Source organism: Variovorax sp. CCNWLW186, from assembly GCF_037203865.1.
GTDB lineage: Bacteria > Pseudomonadota > Gammaproteobacteria > Burkholderiales > Burkholderiaceae_C > Variovorax.
In genome coordinates this window covers 78,628-94,845 of sequence record NZ_JBBCBO010000011.1, presented here as the reverse complement: position 1 = coordinate 94,845, position 16,218 = coordinate 78,628, and the positions used below count along the sequence as shown (strand labels likewise).

General features: G+C 64.6%; 11 protein-coding genes. 9 read left to right on the top strand and 2 right to left on the bottom strand.

Going from position 1 to position 16,218, the window contains the following annotated elements:
- Positions 1-36 precede the first annotated feature (36 nt).
- Positions 37-2,340 carry an arginine/lysine/ornithine decarboxylase gene (locus V9K97_RS15340; protein WP_258506496.1) on the top strand — a complete coding sequence of 768 codons (2,304 nt, stop codon included), beginning with the start codon at positions 37-39 and terminating at the stop codon, positions 2,338-2,340.
- A 42-nt stretch (positions 2,341-2,382) separates the two neighbouring features.
- Here V9K97_RS15340 and V9K97_RS15335 read toward each other — a convergent pair whose 3' ends face one another.
- Positions 2,383-3,234, bottom strand: a complete 852-nt coding sequence (locus tag V9K97_RS15335; protein WP_337319060.1) for a DNA ligase — start codon at positions 3,232-3,234, stop codon at positions 2,383-2,385.
- Between the two features lie 54 nt (positions 3,235-3,288).
- A complete protein-coding gene (fabI, locus tag V9K97_RS15330; protein ID WP_157613990.1) occupies positions 3,289-4,071 on the bottom strand; it encodes an enoyl-ACP reductase FabI in 783 nt (260 codons plus the stop codon).
- A 37-nt stretch (positions 4,072-4,108) separates the two neighbouring features.
- On the opposite strand from fabI, the gene V9K97_RS15325 reads away from it, so the two are divergent.
- From V9K97_RS15325 to infB, 8 genes are all read left to right on the top strand, one after another.
- Entirely contained in the window at positions 4,109-5,920 is a 1,812-nt protein-coding gene (locus V9K97_RS15325; RefSeq protein ID WP_337319058.1) for an extracellular solute-binding protein, read from the top strand.
- A gap of 18 nt (positions 5,921-5,938) precedes the next feature.
- On the top strand, positions 5,939-6,976 hold the full coding sequence (locus tag V9K97_RS15320) for a microcin C ABC transporter permease YejB (RefSeq protein ID WP_126745904.1): 1,038 nt from the start codon (positions 5,939-5,941) through the stop codon (positions 6,974-6,976).
- Between the two features lie 58 nt (positions 6,977-7,034).
- Positions 7,035-8,063 carry an ABC transporter permease gene (locus V9K97_RS15315; RefSeq protein ID WP_337319055.1) on the top strand — a complete coding sequence of 343 codons (1,029 nt, stop codon included), beginning with the start codon at positions 7,035-7,037 and terminating at the stop codon, positions 8,061-8,063.
- Positions 8,060-9,691, top strand: coding sequence for an ABC transporter ATP-binding protein (locus V9K97_RS15310; RefSeq protein ID WP_337319053.1), 1,632 nt, complete (start codon positions 8,060-8,062; stop codon positions 9,689-9,691). The genes V9K97_RS15315 and V9K97_RS15310 overlap by 4 nt, the downstream gene beginning before the upstream one ends.
- Positions 9,692-9,709: 18 nt before the next feature.
- Positions 9,710-10,909 carry a YbfB/YjiJ family MFS transporter gene (locus tag V9K97_RS15305; RefSeq protein WP_337319051.1) on the top strand — a complete coding sequence of 400 codons (1,200 nt, stop codon included), beginning with the start codon at positions 9,710-9,712 and terminating at the stop codon, positions 10,907-10,909.
- A 182-nt stretch (positions 10,910-11,091) separates the two neighbouring features.
- Positions 11,092-11,730 carry a ribosome maturation factor RimP gene (gene rimP / locus V9K97_RS15300; RefSeq protein WP_258506478.1) on the top strand — a complete coding sequence of 213 codons (639 nt, stop codon included), beginning with the start codon at positions 11,092-11,094 and terminating at the stop codon, positions 11,728-11,730.
- A gap of 16 nt (positions 11,731-11,746) precedes the next feature.
- Positions 11,747-13,231: a transcription termination factor NusA gene (gene nusA, locus V9K97_RS15295; RefSeq protein ID WP_126745899.1), complete on the top strand. Its 1,485-nt coding sequence runs from the start codon at positions 11,747-11,749 to the stop codon at positions 13,229-13,231.
- Positions 13,232-13,255: 24 nt separating this feature from the next.
- Positions 13,256-16,210 (top strand): translation initiation factor IF-2, encoded by a 2,955-nt coding sequence (gene infB / locus V9K97_RS15290; protein WP_337297551.1) that lies wholly within the window; start codon positions 13,256-13,258, stop codon positions 16,208-16,210.
- Positions 16,211-16,218 lie beyond the last annotated feature (8 nt).

Here is a 16,218-nt window from a genome sequence, read left to right as displayed (position 1 = left end):
CACTTCGCGCCTCATTGCCTGTCCGGAGCCCTGCTCATGAAATTTCGCTTCCCCATCGTCATCATCGACGAGGACTTCCGCTCCGAAAACACCTCGGGCCTCGGTATTCGCGCGCTTGCGCAGGCCTTCGAAAGCGAGGGCTTCGAGGTGCTGGGCGTCACGAGCTATGGTGACCTGAGCCAGTTTGCCCAGCAGCAAAGCCGTGCCAGCGCGTTCATCCTGTCGATCGACGACGAGGAATTCACCGTGGGTCCCGACCTGGACCCGGCCGTGCTCAGCCTGCGGAACTTCATTGGCGAAGTGCGCCGCAAGAACGCCGATGTGCCGATCTATATTTACGGCGAAACCAAGACTTCGCGCCATATTCCGAACGACATCTTGCGCGAGCTGCACGGCTTCATCCACATGTTCGAGGACACGCCGGAGTTCGTGGCGCGCCACATCATCCGCGAGGCCAAGAGCTACCTCGAAGGCGTGCAGCCGCCGTTCTTCAAGGCGCTGATCGACTACGCCGAAGACGGTTCGTACTCGTGGCACTGCCCGGGCCACTCGGGCGGCGTGGCGTTCCTGAAGAGCCCGGTGGGCCAGATGTTCCACCAGTTCTTCGGCGAGAACATGCTGCGCGCCGACGTCTGCAACGCGGTGGAAGAACTCGGCCAATTGCTCGACCACACCGGCCCGGTGGCGGCCAGCGAGCGCAATGCAGCGCGCATCTTCAACGCCGACCATTGCTTCTTCGTGACCAACGGCACCAGCACCAGCAACAAGATGGTGTGGCACCACACGGTCGCGCCCGACGACGTGGTGGTGGTCGACCGCAACTGCCACAAGTCGATCCTGCACGCGATCATCATGACTGGCGCGATTCCGGTGTTCATGAAGCCCACGCGCAACCACTTCGGCATCATCGGCCCCATTCCGAAGAGCGAGTTCGAGCAGAGCGCCATCAAGGCCAAGATCAAGGCCAACCCGCTGCTCGCCGACGTGGACCCGAACAAGGTCAAGCCGCGCGTGATGACGCTCACCCAGTCGACCTACGACGGCGTGATCTACAACACCGAGACCATCAAGAACATGCTCGACGGCTACGTCGACACGCTGCACTTCGACGAGGCGTGGCTGCCGCATGCGGCCTTCCACCCGTTCTATGGCGCCTACCACGCCATGGGCAAGCGCCGCGTGCGCCCGAAGGAATCGCTGGTGTTTGCCACCCAGTCGACCCACAAGCTCTTGGCGGGCATCAGCCAAGCCAGCCACGTGCTGGTGCAGGACTCGCAGAACCGTGCGCTCGACCGCGACCTGTTCAACGAGGCCTATCTCATGCACTCGTCGACCAGCCCGCAGTACGCGATCATCGCGAGCTGCGACGTGGCCGCCGCCATGATGGAGCCGCCCGGCGGCACCGCGCTGGTGGAAGAGAGCATTCTCGAGGCGCTCGACTTCCGCCGCGCCATGCGCAAGGTGGAAGAAGAGTTCGGCAAGGACGAATGGTGGTTCAAGGTCTGGGGCCCCGAAAAGCTCGTCGACGAAGGCATCGGCCGCGCCGAAGACTGGATCATGACGGGCGAGAAGAACGGCAAGCCGAGCAAGAGCAAGAAGTCGCCGCGCAACTGGCACGGCTTCGGTGAGCTGGCCGATGGCTTCAACATGCTCGACCCGATCAAGTCGACCATCGTGACGCCCGGGCTGGACCTCGAGGGCAACTTTGCCGAAACGGGCATTCCCGCGAGCGTGGTGACCAAGTTCCTTGCCGAGCACGGCGTGATCGTCGAGAAGACCGGGCTCTACAGCTTCTTCATCATGTTCACCATCGGCATCACCAAGGGCCGCTGGAACACGCTGCTCACTGCCCTGCAGCAGTTCAAGGACGACTACGCGCGCAACCAGCCGATGTGGCGCATCCTGCCCGAGTTCTGCCAGCAGCACCCCGGCTACGAGCGCCTGGGCCTGCGCGACCTGTGCCAGCACATCCATCAGCTGTATGCGCGCTACGACGTGGCGCGCCTCACGACCGAGATGTACCTGAGCGACCTGACGCCGGCCATGAAGCCCAGCGACGCCTTTGCCCACATTGCGCACCGCAAGACCGAGCGCGTGGAAATCGACGAACTCGAAGGCCGTATCACCACCAGCCTGATCACGCCGTACCCGCCGGGCATTCCGCTGCTCATTCCGGGCGAAGTGTTCAACAAGAAGATCGTCGACTACCTCAAGTTCTCGCGCGAGTTCAACCTGCAGTGCCCGGGCTTCGAGACCGACATCCACGGCTTGGTGGCGCGCATCGACGAAACCGGCAAGAAGCGCTATTACGCCGACTGCGTGGCCGCGCCGAAGAAATAACAAAGAGCCGAGGAAGCACGCGGCACGCTCGGCGTGCTGCGTTCAAGAGGGCAGGTCGATCCGCGCCCGCATGAAACGGGCGAACCTCGGCAGGCCGCTGGCGTTCATGCCATTGAAGCGGTAGGTCACCCAGCTGCCGACCGCGGGCGGATTGTCGCGCTCGGCATCGGTCAGGCCGGTGCCGAGCTTGAAGCGCTTGCCTTCGGGCGTTTCGACCAGCAGCGCACCCAGCCGCCCGCCGTGCCTGCCTTTGCCCGGCACATGACCCACCACGCGGGCATCCGCGTCTTCATGGGGCTTTACCTTGAGCAGGTCGTTGTTGCGTTCCGCGCGATAGAGCGATCCGCCCCGATGCAGCATGAGGCCTTCGCCGCCCATCTTCACCGTCTTGTCGAGCAGTGCCTGCAGGTCCGCATGCGTGGTGGCCCGCTCTTGTGGCACGGCCACGATCCAAGGGGCATCGGTGATCGGCAGCAGCTTGCGCAGCGCCGCCAGCCGCGCGGTGAAATCACCGCCCTGGCTCGGCAGGTCGAACACCATGAAGCGCATGCTGTGCCAGGCGCCGTCGTTGGGCGTCTGGCTGCGCGCGGTAGAAACGGCGTGCGCAAACTGGCCCCGGCCGGCCCACAACTCGCCGTCGAGCGGCTGCTTGGGCAGCGGCGCGGTAAACCAGGCGGGCGCCGCCACCGGCTCGCCGCCGCGCGTCCAGAGGCGCTTGCCGTCCCAGTAGCCGCGCACCCCGTCGTACTTTTCGCTGACCCAATAGTCGGCCAGCGACATGCCGGGGCGATAGACCTCGGCCAGCATCAGCGCCGGAGCGACGGCGCGCGCTGCGGCCGCATTGGCCGCCAGCGCGCCGATCCCGGCGAGCAAGAGGGAACGTCGGGTTAGCAAGAACTCGTTGCCAATCGATGAAGGAATGTTCTGTCGAAGCCGGGAGCCAGTCCCTTATTCGGCCATTCCCGCCACGACGTTGCTGAAGCCGCCATCCACGTAGGTGATTTCGGCCGTGACGCCGCTGGCCAGGTCGCTCAGCAGAAAGGCGGCCACGTTGCCGACTTCTTCGATCGTCACGTTGCGGCGGATCGGAGAGGCGTCTGCCACGGCGGACAGCATCTTGCCGAAGCCCTTGATGCCGCTGGCCGCCAGCGTCTTGATCGGGCCGGCGCTGATGCCGTTGACCCGCATGCCCTTGGGACCAAGCGAAGCCGCGGTGTAGCGCACCGAAGCTTCGAGCGAGGCCTTGGCCAGGCCCATGGTGTTGTAGTTGGGCAGCGCGCGTTCGGCGCCCAGGTAGGTCAGCGTCAGCAGCGCCGACTTGTCGTTCAGGTAGGGCAGGGCTGCCTTGGCCATGGCCGGGAAGCTGTAGGCGCTGATGTCGTGCGCAATCTTGAAGCCCTCGCGCGAGAGCCCTTCGAGAAAGTCGCCCGCGATGGCTTCGCGCGGTGCAAAGCCGATGCTGTGCACGAAACCGTCGAACTTGGGCCAGGTCTGCGCCAGATCGGCAAAGAGCTTGTCGATCTGCGCGTCGTCGCCCACATCGCAGTCAAAAATCAGCTTGGAGTCGAAATCGGCGGCGAATTCGGTGATACGGTCCTTGAACCGTTCGCCGACATAGCTGAAGGCGAGCTCGGCGCCTTGTTCGTGGCAGGCCTTGGCGATGCCGTAGGCAATGGAGCGATTGCTCAACACGCCGGTGATCAACAGTTTTTTGCCGGAAAGAAAGCCCATGAAGTTGCCTCGTGAAAATCTTGGGCAGAATTCTCGCATGCGGTTTACCTGGGCTTGGTTATTGACGTTGTGCGCTGTTCCCGCATGGGGAGCGCACGGATATGCACTTTGGGACGACCTGAAATACGCGCCCAGCTTCCAGTCGTTCGACTACGTCAACCCCGATGCACCCAAGGGCGGCGAGCTCCGGCTCGTGAGCAACCAGCGCTATTCGACCTTCGACAAGTACAACCCCTTCACCATCAAGGGCGCGCCGCCGGCCTACCTGGACGGCCTGCTGTTCGACTCGCTGCTGACCGGATCGATGGACGAAACCGCCTCGGGCTACGGTTTGCTGGCCGAAGACGTCGCGGTTGCACCGGACCGCCTCAGCGTGACGTTCCGGCTGCGCCCGGAGGCCCGCTTCCACAACGGCATGCCCGTGGAAGCCGCCGATGTGAAGCACAGCTACGACACGTTGATCGGCCCCTTCACCTCGCCCGGGTACAAGACCATGTTGCAGGAGGTGGAGGGCGCCGACGTGCTGGACGCCCGCACGATCCGCTTCCGCTTCAAGACGCCAAACCGCGAATTGCCGTTGATCGTGGGCGGACTGCCGGTCTTCAGCCGTGCCTGGGGCATGGAGAACGGCAAGGCCAAGCCTTTCGACCAGGTGGTGATGGACATTCCGATCGGCAGCGGGGCCTACAAGATCGGGCCCGTGCGCTTCGGCAAGGACATCACCTATGTGCGCGACCCCAACTACTGGGGGCGCAATCTGGCGGTGAACCGCGGCGCGCAGAACTTCGACCGCATCACCATCAAGATCTACAAGGACAACACGGCCCGCCTCGAGGCGTTGAAGGCCGGGGAGTTCGACATGATGAGCTTCTATTCGGCGGGTGACTGGGCGCGCCGCGTCACGGGCAAGCGCTTCGACTCCGGTGAGCTCATCAAGCGGGAGTTTCCGCACAAGAAGCCTTCCGGGTTCCAGAGCTTCGTGCTGAACAGCCGCCGCGACAAGCTGAGCGACCCGCGCGTGCGCGAGGCGCTGGGCCTGGCGCTGGACTATGAGTGGATGAACCGCCAGATGTTCTACAACGGCTATCCACGCGTGAAGGACCTGTTCGGCAACACCGACTGCGAAGCCCAAGGCTTGCCGTCCGCCGAAGAGAAGGCGCTGCTCGAGCCCTGGCGAGGCAAGATCCCGGAGGCGAGCTTCGGCCCGATGTATGCCCCGCCCACCACCGAAGGCGCCGGGCAGTCGCTGCGCAACAACCTTCGGCGCGCCCGCGACCTGCTGAAAGCCGCCGGCTGGGAATACCGGGACGGCGCACTGCGCAACGCCAAGGGCGAGGCGATGACGCTGGAATACTTGGACAGCAAGGAAGGCGGCGTGCGCACGGTGTCGCCCTGGATGCGCAACCTCGAAAAGCTCGGCGTCTCGCTGAACTTCGCGCCGGTCGACTTCGCGCTCTACCAGGAGCGCCTCGACCGGTTCGAGTTCGACATCACCACCATCAACTTTCCAGGCACCAACAATCCGGGCCAGCAGCTTCTCGAGATCTTCGGCAGCAAGGCCGCCAAGACGGAGAGTTCGGGCAACTACATGGGCGTGTCCACGCCCGCGGTCGATGCGCTGCTGAAGAAAATCGTGGAAGCCGACAGCAAGGCCGAACTATTGCCCGCGTGCCGCGCACTGGACCGGGTGGTCATGCACAGCCACTACCTGATTCCGCAATGGACGCTGACGTCGCACCGCGTCGCCTACGACGACCGCCGGCTGGCGTTCAAGGCCCCGATGCCGCCGTATGCCGGTGCCGAAGCCTGGGTCATGGGAACCTGGTGGGCCAAGCCGCAGAAACAATAGAAGAGAAGGAAACGAACCGTGCTCTCCTATGTACTCAAGCGGCTGTTGCTGTTCATTCCCACGCTGCTGGGCGTTTTGCTCGTCACTTTCCTGGTGATCCAGTTCGTGCCCGGAGGGCCGGTAGAGCAATACCTGGCCGAGGCAAAAACCGCGGGCGCCGGTGGTGGTGGCGGTTTTGAATCGGGCGGCGGTTCCTACCGGGGCAACCAGGGTGTCGACCCGAAACGGCTCGAACAGATCAAGGCGCTCTACGGCTTCGACAAGCCGCCGCATGAGCGCCTCTGGCAGATGCTCGGCCAGTTCGCGCGCTTCGACCTCGGCAGGAGCTTCTTCCAGAACAAGGATGTATGGACGCTGATTCTGGAGAAGCTGCCGGTGTCGATCAGCCTGGGCCTATGGACGTTCTTCATCAGCTACGGTGTTGCGGTGCCGCTGGGCGTCGCCAAGGCGGTCAGGGCGGGAACGCGCTTCGACCTGATCAGCACGCTCATCGTGCTCATCGGCTATGCCATTCCGGGCTTTGTGCTCGGGGTGGCGCTGCTGGTCATTTTTGGCGGGCAGCTTCAGTGGTTTCCATTGCGAGGATTGACCTCGTCCAACTGGGATGAACTGAGTTGGGGCGCACGCATCGTCGACTACCTCTGGCACATCACGCTGCCTGTCACCGCCATGGTGCTCGGCAGCTTTGCGGTAACGGCCATGCTCACCAAGAACGCCTTTCTCGAAGAAATCCGCAAGCAATACGTTCTCACCGCCCGCGCCAAGGGGCTGGGTGAGCGGCAGGTGCTGTGGAAGCATGTGTTCCGCAATGCGCTCATCCCGATCATCACCGGCTTGCCGTCGGCCTTCATCGGCGCATTCTTCGCGGGCTCGCTGCTCATCGAGACCCTGTTCTCTCTCGACGGGCTGGGCCTGCTTGGCTATGAGAGCGTGATACGGCGCGACTACCCGGTGGTGCTTGGCACCCTGTACCTCTTCACGCTGATCGGCCTGGTGACCAAGCTGATTTCCGATCTCTGTTATGTCTGGGTGGACCCGCGTGTCAAATTCGACTGAAAGCGCGATGTCCGTCGCGGTGCCGGCTGGCCAGAATGCCAAGGCGGTACCCACTAGCATGGCGCATGTTTCTCCCAGCCGCCGTGCGTGGATACGCTTCAAGCGCAACCGCCTTGGCTACTGGAGCCTGGTGATCTTCACCGCGATGGTGGTGCTGAGCCTGTTTGCCGAAGTGCTGTCTACCGACAAGCCGCTGGTTCTGCGCTATGAGGGCCGCACCTATTTCCCGGTGCTGCGCGACTACTCCGAGAAAACATTCGGCGGCGATTTCGAGACGCCGGCCGACTACCTCGATCCCTTCATTCGCGAGCGCATCACGCAAGGCGGTAACTGGGCGATCTACGCGCCCAATCCCTACGGCCCCAAAACGCTCAACTACTTCGCCAAGGCGCCAAGTCCGGCGGCTCCCACGGGCGACAACTTCTTTGGCACGGATGACCGCGGGCGCGACCTCCTGGCACAGCTGATCTACGGTTTTCGCGTGAGCGTGCTGTTCGGGCTGGCGCTCACCGCCATCGGCACGGTGCTTGGCGTGATCGCAGGCGCGGTGCAGGGCTATTTCGCCGGAAAGGTCGACCTGGCGTTCCAACGCTTCATCGAGATATGGAGTTCGATGCCCGAGCTGTATCTGCTGATCATCTTCAGCGCGATCTTCGCGCCCAGCGTTGCGTTGCTGCTGATCCTGCTCAGCCTGTTCGGGTGGATGGGCCTGGCGGACTACGTGCGCGCCGAGTTCCTGCGCAACCGGCAGATGGACTATGTGCGTGCCGCCCGCGCCCTGGGCGTCGGCAACCTGCAGATCATGTGGCGCCACATCCTGCCCAACAGCATGGTGCCGGTCGTCACCTTCCTGCCGTTTCGCATGAGCGCGGCCATCCTGGCGCTGACCTCGCTCGACTTCCTTGGCCTGGGTGTGCCGCCGGGCACGCCGTCGCTCGGCGAGCTGCTGAGCCAGGGCAAGGCCAACATCGATGCCTGGTGGATTTCGCTTTCCACTTTCGGGGTGCTGGTCGTCACGCTGATGCTGCTGACGTTCATGGGCGATGCACTGCGAGATGCGCTCGATCCACGAAAGGCCGACAAATGAGCGAAATGCCCCATCAGCCGCTGCTCGACGTAAAGGGCCTGCGCGTCGCCTTCGGTGGCAAGAGCGTGGTGCACGGCGTCGACTTCCGCATCGCCGCGGGCGAAAAGCTCGCACTTGTCGGCGAATCGGGCTCGGGCAAGACTGTCACGGCCCTGTCGCTGCTGCGGCTGGCGCAGAACGCCGAAGTGACCGGCTCCGCCAAATTGTTCGACGCGCGAAGCGGCTCGAATGCGCGCGACCTGCTGTCGATTCCGGAGCGTGAACTGCGCGGCATCCGCGGCAAGGAGATCGCGATGATCTTCCAGGAGCCGATGACGGCGCTCAATGCGCTCTACAGTGTGGGCGACCAGATTGCCGAGGTGCTGGAACTGCACGAAGGGCTTTCCGCGCGGGAAGCGCAGGCGGCTGCCGTCCGGTTGCTTGCCGACACCGGAATTCCCGAGCCGGAGCGCCGGGCGAGGTCGTTTCCGCACCAGCTTTCGGGCGGCCAGCGCCAGCGCGCCATGATTGCCATGGCGCTCGCCTGCAAGCCACGCCTGCTGCTGGCGGACGAACCGACCACTGCGCTCGACGTCACAGTGCGCGCGCAAATCCTCGACCTGCTTGCCGACCTTCAGCGCAAGCACGGCATGGCCGTGCTGTTGATCACGCACGACCTCAACCTGGTGCGCCGGTTTGCCGACCGCGTCGCGGTGATGGAAAACGGCCACATCGTCGAGCATGGCGCTGTCGGCACCGTGTTCGAAGCGCCGCAGCATGCCTACACGCGCAAGCTGATCGACAGCCATCCGGAGCGCGACGTCTCCGCGGTGGCCGTGGGCGCGGGTGCGAAGCCGGTGCTCGAGGCCACAGGCCTGCGGGTGAGCTATCCGGTGTCCAGGCCGGGCATTGCGGGCTGGTTCCGCAAGGGTGAATTCATCGCGGTGGAGAACGCCGATTTCCGCATAGCGCCCGGCGAAACGCTGGGCGTGGTCGGCGAATCCGGTTCGGGCAAGTCCACGCTGGCGCTGGCCGCGCTCGGGCTGTTGAAGTACCGCGGCGCGCTGAAGGTGGACGGCAAGGGGTGGGCGGTCGACCGCGCGTCCGACCTGGCCCTGCGCCGGGTCATGCAGGTGGTTTTCCAGGACCCGTTTTCTTCGCTCTCGCCCCGCATGACGGTTGAGCAGATCGTAGGGGAGGGGTTGCGAGTGCACGCACCCGAACTGGGCACGGTGCAGCGGCGGGCGCGAGCTCTTGCAGCATTGGCCGACGTGGGGCTGAGCGAGGCGCAGTTTCCGTCGTTGCTCGACCGCTATCCGCACGAGTTTTCGGGCGGGCAGCGGCAGCGGCTCGCAATTGCGCGCGCATTGATCGTCGATCCGCAACTGCTGGTGCTCGACGAGCCCACCAGTGCGCTCGACGTCACGATCCAGAAGCAGGTGCTGGGATTGCTCCAGCGCCTGCAGCGCGAGCGTGGCCTGAGCTATTTGCTCATCACGCACGACGTCGAGGTGATCCGCGCCATGGCGCACCAGGTCATCGTGATGAAGGACGGCGCCATCCTCGAAACCGGCCCGGTCGAGCGCGTGCTAGATACACCCGAGCACCCCTATACAAAGAAACTGGTGGCCGCCGCGCTGCTGGAATAACAACGGAACTGAAGAAAAATGTCGGGAGTCGGACAAAACCGGCGCGGTGCCTGGCGCGCGGCGCTGGCCTGCATGGTCACTTTGGCTGTGGCCATGGGCCTGGGTCGTTTCGCCTTCACGCCCATGCTGCCGATCATGCTGCACGAGGGAAAGCTGCAGCTCGAGGCCGGAGGCGTGCTGGCTTCACTCAATTACCTGGGTTACTTTTTGGGCGCGGTCAGTTGCGCGGCCATCGGCGTCAAGGCCAAGAGCATGGTGCGCGGCGGGCTGGCCGCCACGGCGGTGCTGCTGATCGGCATGGGCGTGCTCCACAGCTTTACCAGTTGGGGCATCCTGCGCACGGCCGCCGGCGTGATGAGCGCCTGGGTTTTCGTCTTTGCATCGGGGTGGGGCCTCCGGCGATTGGCCGAAACCAATTCCCCGGCTCTGGCCGGCGTGATCTACACGGGGCCGGGCATTGGCATTGCCATGACAGGCCTGCTCGGCGGCGCATTGGGCCGCTGGGGTTCGGAAGCGGGATGGATCGGTCTGGGCGTGCTCGCGGTGGTGCTGGTGGCGCTGATCTGGCGGATATTTGATGACGGCGACCTGCCCGCCGCCAGCGGTTCCACGGCGGCACCTCCGGCTGCAGCCGGGCCGGCTGCTTCGGCGTCGGCGCGCAGCGACGCGATCTGGCTGGTTGCGCTGTATGGCCTGGCCGGCTTCGGCTACATCATCACCGCGACGTTCCTTCCGGTGATCGCCCGCCAGGCCCTGCCGGGTTCGCCCTGGCCCGACTTCTTCTGGCCGCTGTTCGGGCTGGCCATCATTCCAGGCGCGCTGATCGGCGCCCGCGCGCCCGTCCACTGGGACAACCGTTTGCTGCTGGCCGTGGCCTACGCGCTCCAGGCGCTGGGCGTGGTGCTGTCGGTCGCATGGCCGACGATCACGGGCTTTGCCCTTGGGAGCCTGCTGCTCGGCATGCCGTTCACGGCCATCACGCTTTTTGCCATGCGAGATGCCCGCCGCTTGCGGGGAAATGCCGCGGCCGGGCTGATCGGCTACGCGACGGCTTCCTATGGGGTCGGGCAGATCATCGGGCCGCTGTTTGCGGCGCCGCTGGCCCAGCGGACCGGGTCTTTCCAGCTGCCGCTGCTGGTGGCCGCCGCCGCATTGGCGCTTGGTTCCGTGCTGTTTGCGCTGGTCTGGTTCAGATCCCGGCGCCGGCAGGCGTTTTGAGCCGCTCCAGCCACTTCATTTATCACAGGAATAGCATATAATTCGAGGCTCACGACCAAACGGGCGGGTACCAACCGCCCGTTTTTTTTGGTCTATGCATTTTCAATGCGTGGCATCCGTGGCGGGCGGGTGGCGCGTACAAGCATTTCGCACAGGCATTTTTACAAGGCGTTTTCGAACACGTGGCATTGCAGCAGATTGTGGAACAAACCGTAGCCGGACTCGGCTACGACCTGGTCGAGATCGAACGGTCGGCCGGGGGATTGCTGCGCGTGACGATTGATTTGCCCTGGACGGCCCCCACATCGGAAGCTGTGGCTGCCGGTATTCCCGAGCCTTTCGTGACCGTCGAAGATTGCGAAAAGGTCACGCGGCAGCTGCAATTTGCGCTCGAGGTCGATGGTGTCGATTACAAGCGGCTCGAGGTTTCCTCGCCGGGTATTGACCGTCCGCTGCGCAATGAGCAGGATTTCGAACGTTTCGTGGGCGAGATCATCGACATCACGCTCAAGGCGCCGATGGGTGCCGCGGCGGCGGGGCAGGTGTCTGCTACCCGCAAGAAGTTTCGCGGCACGCTGGAGCGCGTGGAAGGGGCCAACGGAGCCCCGGGCTGGCAAATCGTCTGGAGCGATGCGCCCGAGCCCAAGCCGGGTCAAAAAGTGAGCAAGAAGCGCGCGCCTGCAACGTTGCATGCGCTCGGCTTCGTGCTGGACGAGCTGCGCGATGCGCGGCTTGCGCCGATTGTGGATTTCAAGGGCCGCAAGGCCAAAACCCAACCGGGTTTTTCGGATATTGACGACGGAACGAATGTTCCGGACTGACTAGAGGAGTGGTGGCATGAATCGCGAAATGTTGATGTTGGTGGATGCGATCTCGCGCGAGAAGAACGTCGAGCGCGACGTGGTTTTCGGCGCGGTCGAGTCCGCACTGGCGCAGGCCACCAAGAAGCTCCACCAGGGCGACGTGGACATCCGCGTCTCGGTCGACCGCGACAGCGGCGACTATGAAACCTTCCGCCGCTGGCACGTCGTTCCGGACGAGGCCGGCCTGCAGCTGCCCGACCAGGAAATCCTCCTGTTCGAAGCCCGGGAAGAAATGCCCGACATCGAAGTCGACGAATACATCGAGGAAGCGGTTGAATCCGTGCCCATCGGCCGTATCGGCGCCATGGCGGCCAAGCAGGTCATCCTGCAGAAGATCCGCGACGCCGAGCGCGAGATGCTGCTCAACGACTTCATGTCGCGCGGCGACAAGATCTTCGTGGGCACCGTCAAGCGCCTGGACAAGGGCGACATCATCGTGGAGGCCGGCCGCGTCGAAGGGCGCCTGCGCCGCAGCGAGATGATCTCCAAGGAAAACCTGCGCAACGGCGACCGCGTGCGGGCCATGATCATGGAGGTCGACCTGACACTGCGCGGCGCGCCGATCATCCTATCGCGCTCGGCGCCCGAGTTCATGATCGAGCTGTTCCGCCAGGAAGTGCCCGAAATCGAACAAGGCCTGCTCGAAATCAAGAGCTGCGCCCGCGACCCGGGTTCGCGCGCCAAGATCGCCGTGCTCTCGCATGACAAGCGTGTCGACCCCATCGGCACCTGTGTCGGCGTGCGCGGCACGCGTGTCAACGCCGTCACCAACGAGCTCGCCGGCGAGCGCGTCGACATCGTGCTGTGGAGCGAAGACCCAGCGCAATTCGTGATCGGCGCCCTGGCTCCGGCCAACGTATCGTCGATCGTGGTCGACGAGGAAAAGCACGCCATGGACGTGGTGGTCGACGAGGAAAACCTCGCCATCGCCATCGGCCGCGGCGGCCAGAACGTGCGCCTGGCTTCTGACCTCACCGGCTGGAAGATCAACATCATGGACGCCAACGAGTCTGCGCAAAAGCAGGCCGTCGAAACCGATGCCAGCCGCAAGCTCTTCATGGAAAAGCTCGACGTCGACGAGGAAATCGCCGACATCCTGATCTCCGAAGGCTTCAACAGCCTCGAGGAAGTGGCCTATGTGCCGATCTCCGAAATGCTGGAGATCGAAGCTTTCGACGAAGACACCATCAACGAGCTGCGCACGCGCGCCAAGGATGCGCTGTTGACCATGGAAATCGCCAAGGAAGAGGGCGTCGAGACCGTCTCGCAGAATCTGCGCGACCTCGAAGGCCTCGACCCCGAGCTGATTCCCAAGCTGGCCGAGGCGGGTGTGCACACCCGCGACGACCTCGCCGACCTCGCGGTCGATGAACTCACCGAGATCACCGGCCACAGCGCCGATGACGCCAAAGCCCTCATCTTGAAAGCCCGCGAACATTGGTTCGCCGGCCAAGAGTGATGGTCATGGAGGCACGAAACCAATATGTCCAGTACCACTGTCGCCGAGTTCGCGAACGAGCTCAAGAAGACTCCCGAAACCTTGCTTGACCAGCTCAAGAGCGCAGGCGTGCCCAAAGCGGCACCCACCGATGCACTCACCGAGGCTGACAAGCAGCGCCTGCTCGGCTTTCTCAAAGCCAGCCACGGCACCGCCGAGCCCGAGCGCAAGAAGATCACGCTGACGAAAAAGTCGACCAGCGAGATCAAGCAGGCCGACGCCACCGGCCGCGCCCGCACCATCCAGGTCGAAGTGCGCAAGAAGCGCACCTTCATCCAGCGTGACGACGGCCACCCGGCCGTGCCCGAAGCGCAACCTGTGGCCGAAGCGCCCGCCGCGGCACCCGCCGCACCCCGCATCGACGAGGCCGAATTGGCCCGCCGCGAGGAAGAGGCGCGCCGCCAGGCCGAGCTGATCCGCCGCCAGGAAGAAGAACTGGCCGAGAAGCGCCGCCTGCGTGAAGAAGCCGAAGCCCGCGAACGCGAACAGGCCGAAAAGGCCGAGCGCGCCGAACAGGCCGAGCAGGAAGCCGCCCGCGTCGCCGCCGAGAAAAAGGCTGCTGCCGAAGCCGCCGCCGCGCCCGCCAAGGAAGCGGCCAAGCCGGTGGCAGCACCTGCGGCCGCCGCAGCCGCTGCCGCGGAGCAGCAAGCTGCAGACACCAAGCTGGCCGCCCAGACCGCCGCCACGCAAGCCAAGGAAGACGCGAAGGCCAAGGCCGCCGCTGAATCGAAGGCCCGTGCCGACGAGGAAGCCGCCCGCGCCAAGGACCTCGACGAGCGTCGCCGCAAGGCACTCGCCGAAGCCGAAGCCATTCGCGCCATGATGAACGCACCGGCCCGCGTGCTGGTGCCGCACAAGGCGCCCGAGAAGCCGCAGCCCGAAAAGGCCGCGGTCAAGGGCACGCTGCACAAGCCGGCCGCGCCCGCGGCTCGCCCCGGTGCGCCCGCCGCAGCCGGAGCTCCCGCAGCGCCTGGCGCCGCCGGTGCCGGCAAGGAAGTCAAGTCGGCCAAGCTCTCGTCGAGCTGGGCTGGCGATCCTGCCAAGAAGAAGGAAATCAAGACCCGCGGCGATGCCAGCGGTGGTGTCGGCCGCGGCAACTGGCGCGGAGGCCCGCGTGGCCGCCGTGGCAGCAATGACCGTGGAGGCCACGAAGAGCATGTGCAGGCCGCACCGGTCGAGGCGCGCATTCTTGAAGTGCACGTGCCCGAAACCATCACAGTGGCCGAGCTCGCGCACAAGATGGCCGTCAAGGCGCAGGAAGTCATCAAGCAGCTCATGAAGCTGGGCCAGATGGCGACCATCAACCAGTCGCTCGACCAGGACACCGCCATGATCCTGGTGGAGGAAATGGGCCACAACGCGGTGGTTGCCGCGCTGGACGACCCGGAAGCCTTCACCGACGAGGACGTGGGCGCGCAAACCGCCGAAGCGCTGCCGCGCGCACCGGTCGTGACCGTCATGGGCCACGTCGACCACGGCAAGACCTCGCTGCTGGACTACATCCGCCGTGCCAAGGTTGCCGCGGGCGAAGCCGGCGGCATCACGCAGCACATTGGTGCGTACCACGTGCAAACCGAGCGCGGCATGGTGTCGTTCCTCGACACCCCGGGTCACGAGGCCTTCACGGCCATGCGTGCCCGCGGTGCGCAGGCCACCGACATCGTCATCCTGGTGGTGGCGGCCGATGACGGCGTCATGCCGCAGACCAAGGAAGCCATCAAGCACGCGAAAGCTGCCGGTGTGCCGATCGTGGTTGCCATCAACAAGATCGACAAGCCCGACGCCAGCCCGGACCGCGTGAAGCAGGAACTGGTGGCCGAAGAGGTCGTGCCTGAAGAGTACGGCGGCGACGTGCCGTTCGTGCCGGTGTCCGCCAAGACGGGCCAGGGCATCGACGACCTGCTCGAACAGGTGCTGCTGCAGGCCGAAGTGCTGGAACTCAAGGCGCCGGTGGATGCCGCCGCCAAGGGCCTGGTCATCGAAGCCCAGCTTGACAAGGGCCGCGGCCCGGTCGCAACCGTGCTGGTTCAGTCCGGCACGCTCAAGACCGGCGACGTGGTGCTGGCCGGCTCGACCTATGGCCGCGTGCGCGCCATGCTCGACGAAGACGGCCGGACCATCAAGACCGCGGGTCCGTCGATCCCGGTCGAGATCCAGGGCCTGACCGAAGTGCCGCAAGCGGGCGACGAGTTCATGGTGATGAGCGACGAGCGCCGTGCGCGCGAAATTGCCACCTACCGTGCCGGCAAGTTCCGCAACACCAAGCTGGCGAAGGCCCAGGCCGCGAACCTGCAGAACATGTTCACCGACCTTTCGGCCGGCGAAGTGCAGACGCTGCGCATCATCATCAAGGCCGACGTTCAGGGCTCGCAGGAAGCGTTGGCCCAATCGCTGCTCAAGCTGGCGAACGAAGAGGTCAAGGTGCAGATCGTGTACGCCGGCGTCGGCGGCATCAGCGAAAGCGACATCAACCTCGCCATCGCCTCCAAGGCCATCGTGATCGGCTTCAACGTGCGTGCCGATGCCGGTGCGCGCAAGCTGGCCGAAGGCAATGGCGTGCAGCTGAACTACTACAGCATCATTTACGACGCTGTGGACGAGATCAAGGTTGCGATGTCGGGCATGCTGGCACCGGAGCGCCGCGAGGAAATCATCGGCTCGGCCGAGATCCGCACGGTGTTCGTGGCCTCGAAGATCGGTACGGTCGCGGGTTCGTACATCACCTCGGGTTCGGTCAACCGCAGCGCGCATTTCCGCCTGCTGCGCGACAACGTGGTGATCTACACCGGCGAAGTCGACTCGATCAAGCGCATGAAGGACGATGTTCGCGAAGTCCGCGAAGGCTTCGAGTGCGGTATCAAGCTCAAGAACTACAACGACATCAAAGAGGGCGATCAGCTCGAGTTCTTTGAAATCAAGGAAATCGCCCGTACGCTGTAAGCGTTCGA

Bases quoted from the DNA above. Each gene is read 5' to 3' on its own strand.
- V9K97_RS15340 (WP_258506496.1), top strand. From the start codon at position 37: ATGAAATTTCGCTTCCCCATCGTCATCATCGACGAGGACTTCCGCTCC.
- fabI (WP_157613990.1), bottom strand. From the start codon at position 4,071: ATGGGCTTTCTTTCCGGCAAAAAACTGTTGATCACCGGCGTGTTGAGC.
- V9K97_RS15325 (WP_337319058.1), top strand. From the start codon at position 4,109: ATGCGGTTTACCTGGGCTTGGTTATTGACGTTGTGCGCTGTTCCCGCA.
- V9K97_RS15315 (WP_337319055.1), top strand. From the start codon at position 7,035: ATGGCGCATGTTTCTCCCAGCCGCCGTGCGTGGATACGCTTCAAGCGC.
- V9K97_RS15310 (WP_337319053.1), top strand. From the start codon at position 8,060: ATGAGCGAAATGCCCCATCAGCCGCTGCTCGACGTAAAGGGCCTGCGC.
- V9K97_RS15305 (WP_337319051.1), top strand. From the start codon at position 9,710: ATGTCGGGAGTCGGACAAAACCGGCGCGGTGCCTGGCGCGCGGCGCTG.
- nusA (WP_126745899.1), top strand. From the start codon at position 11,747: ATGAATCGCGAAATGTTGATGTTGGTGGATGCGATCTCGCGCGAGAAG.
- infB (WP_337297551.1), top strand. From the start codon at position 13,256: ATGTCCAGTACCACTGTCGCCGAGTTCGCGAACGAGCTCAAGAAGACT.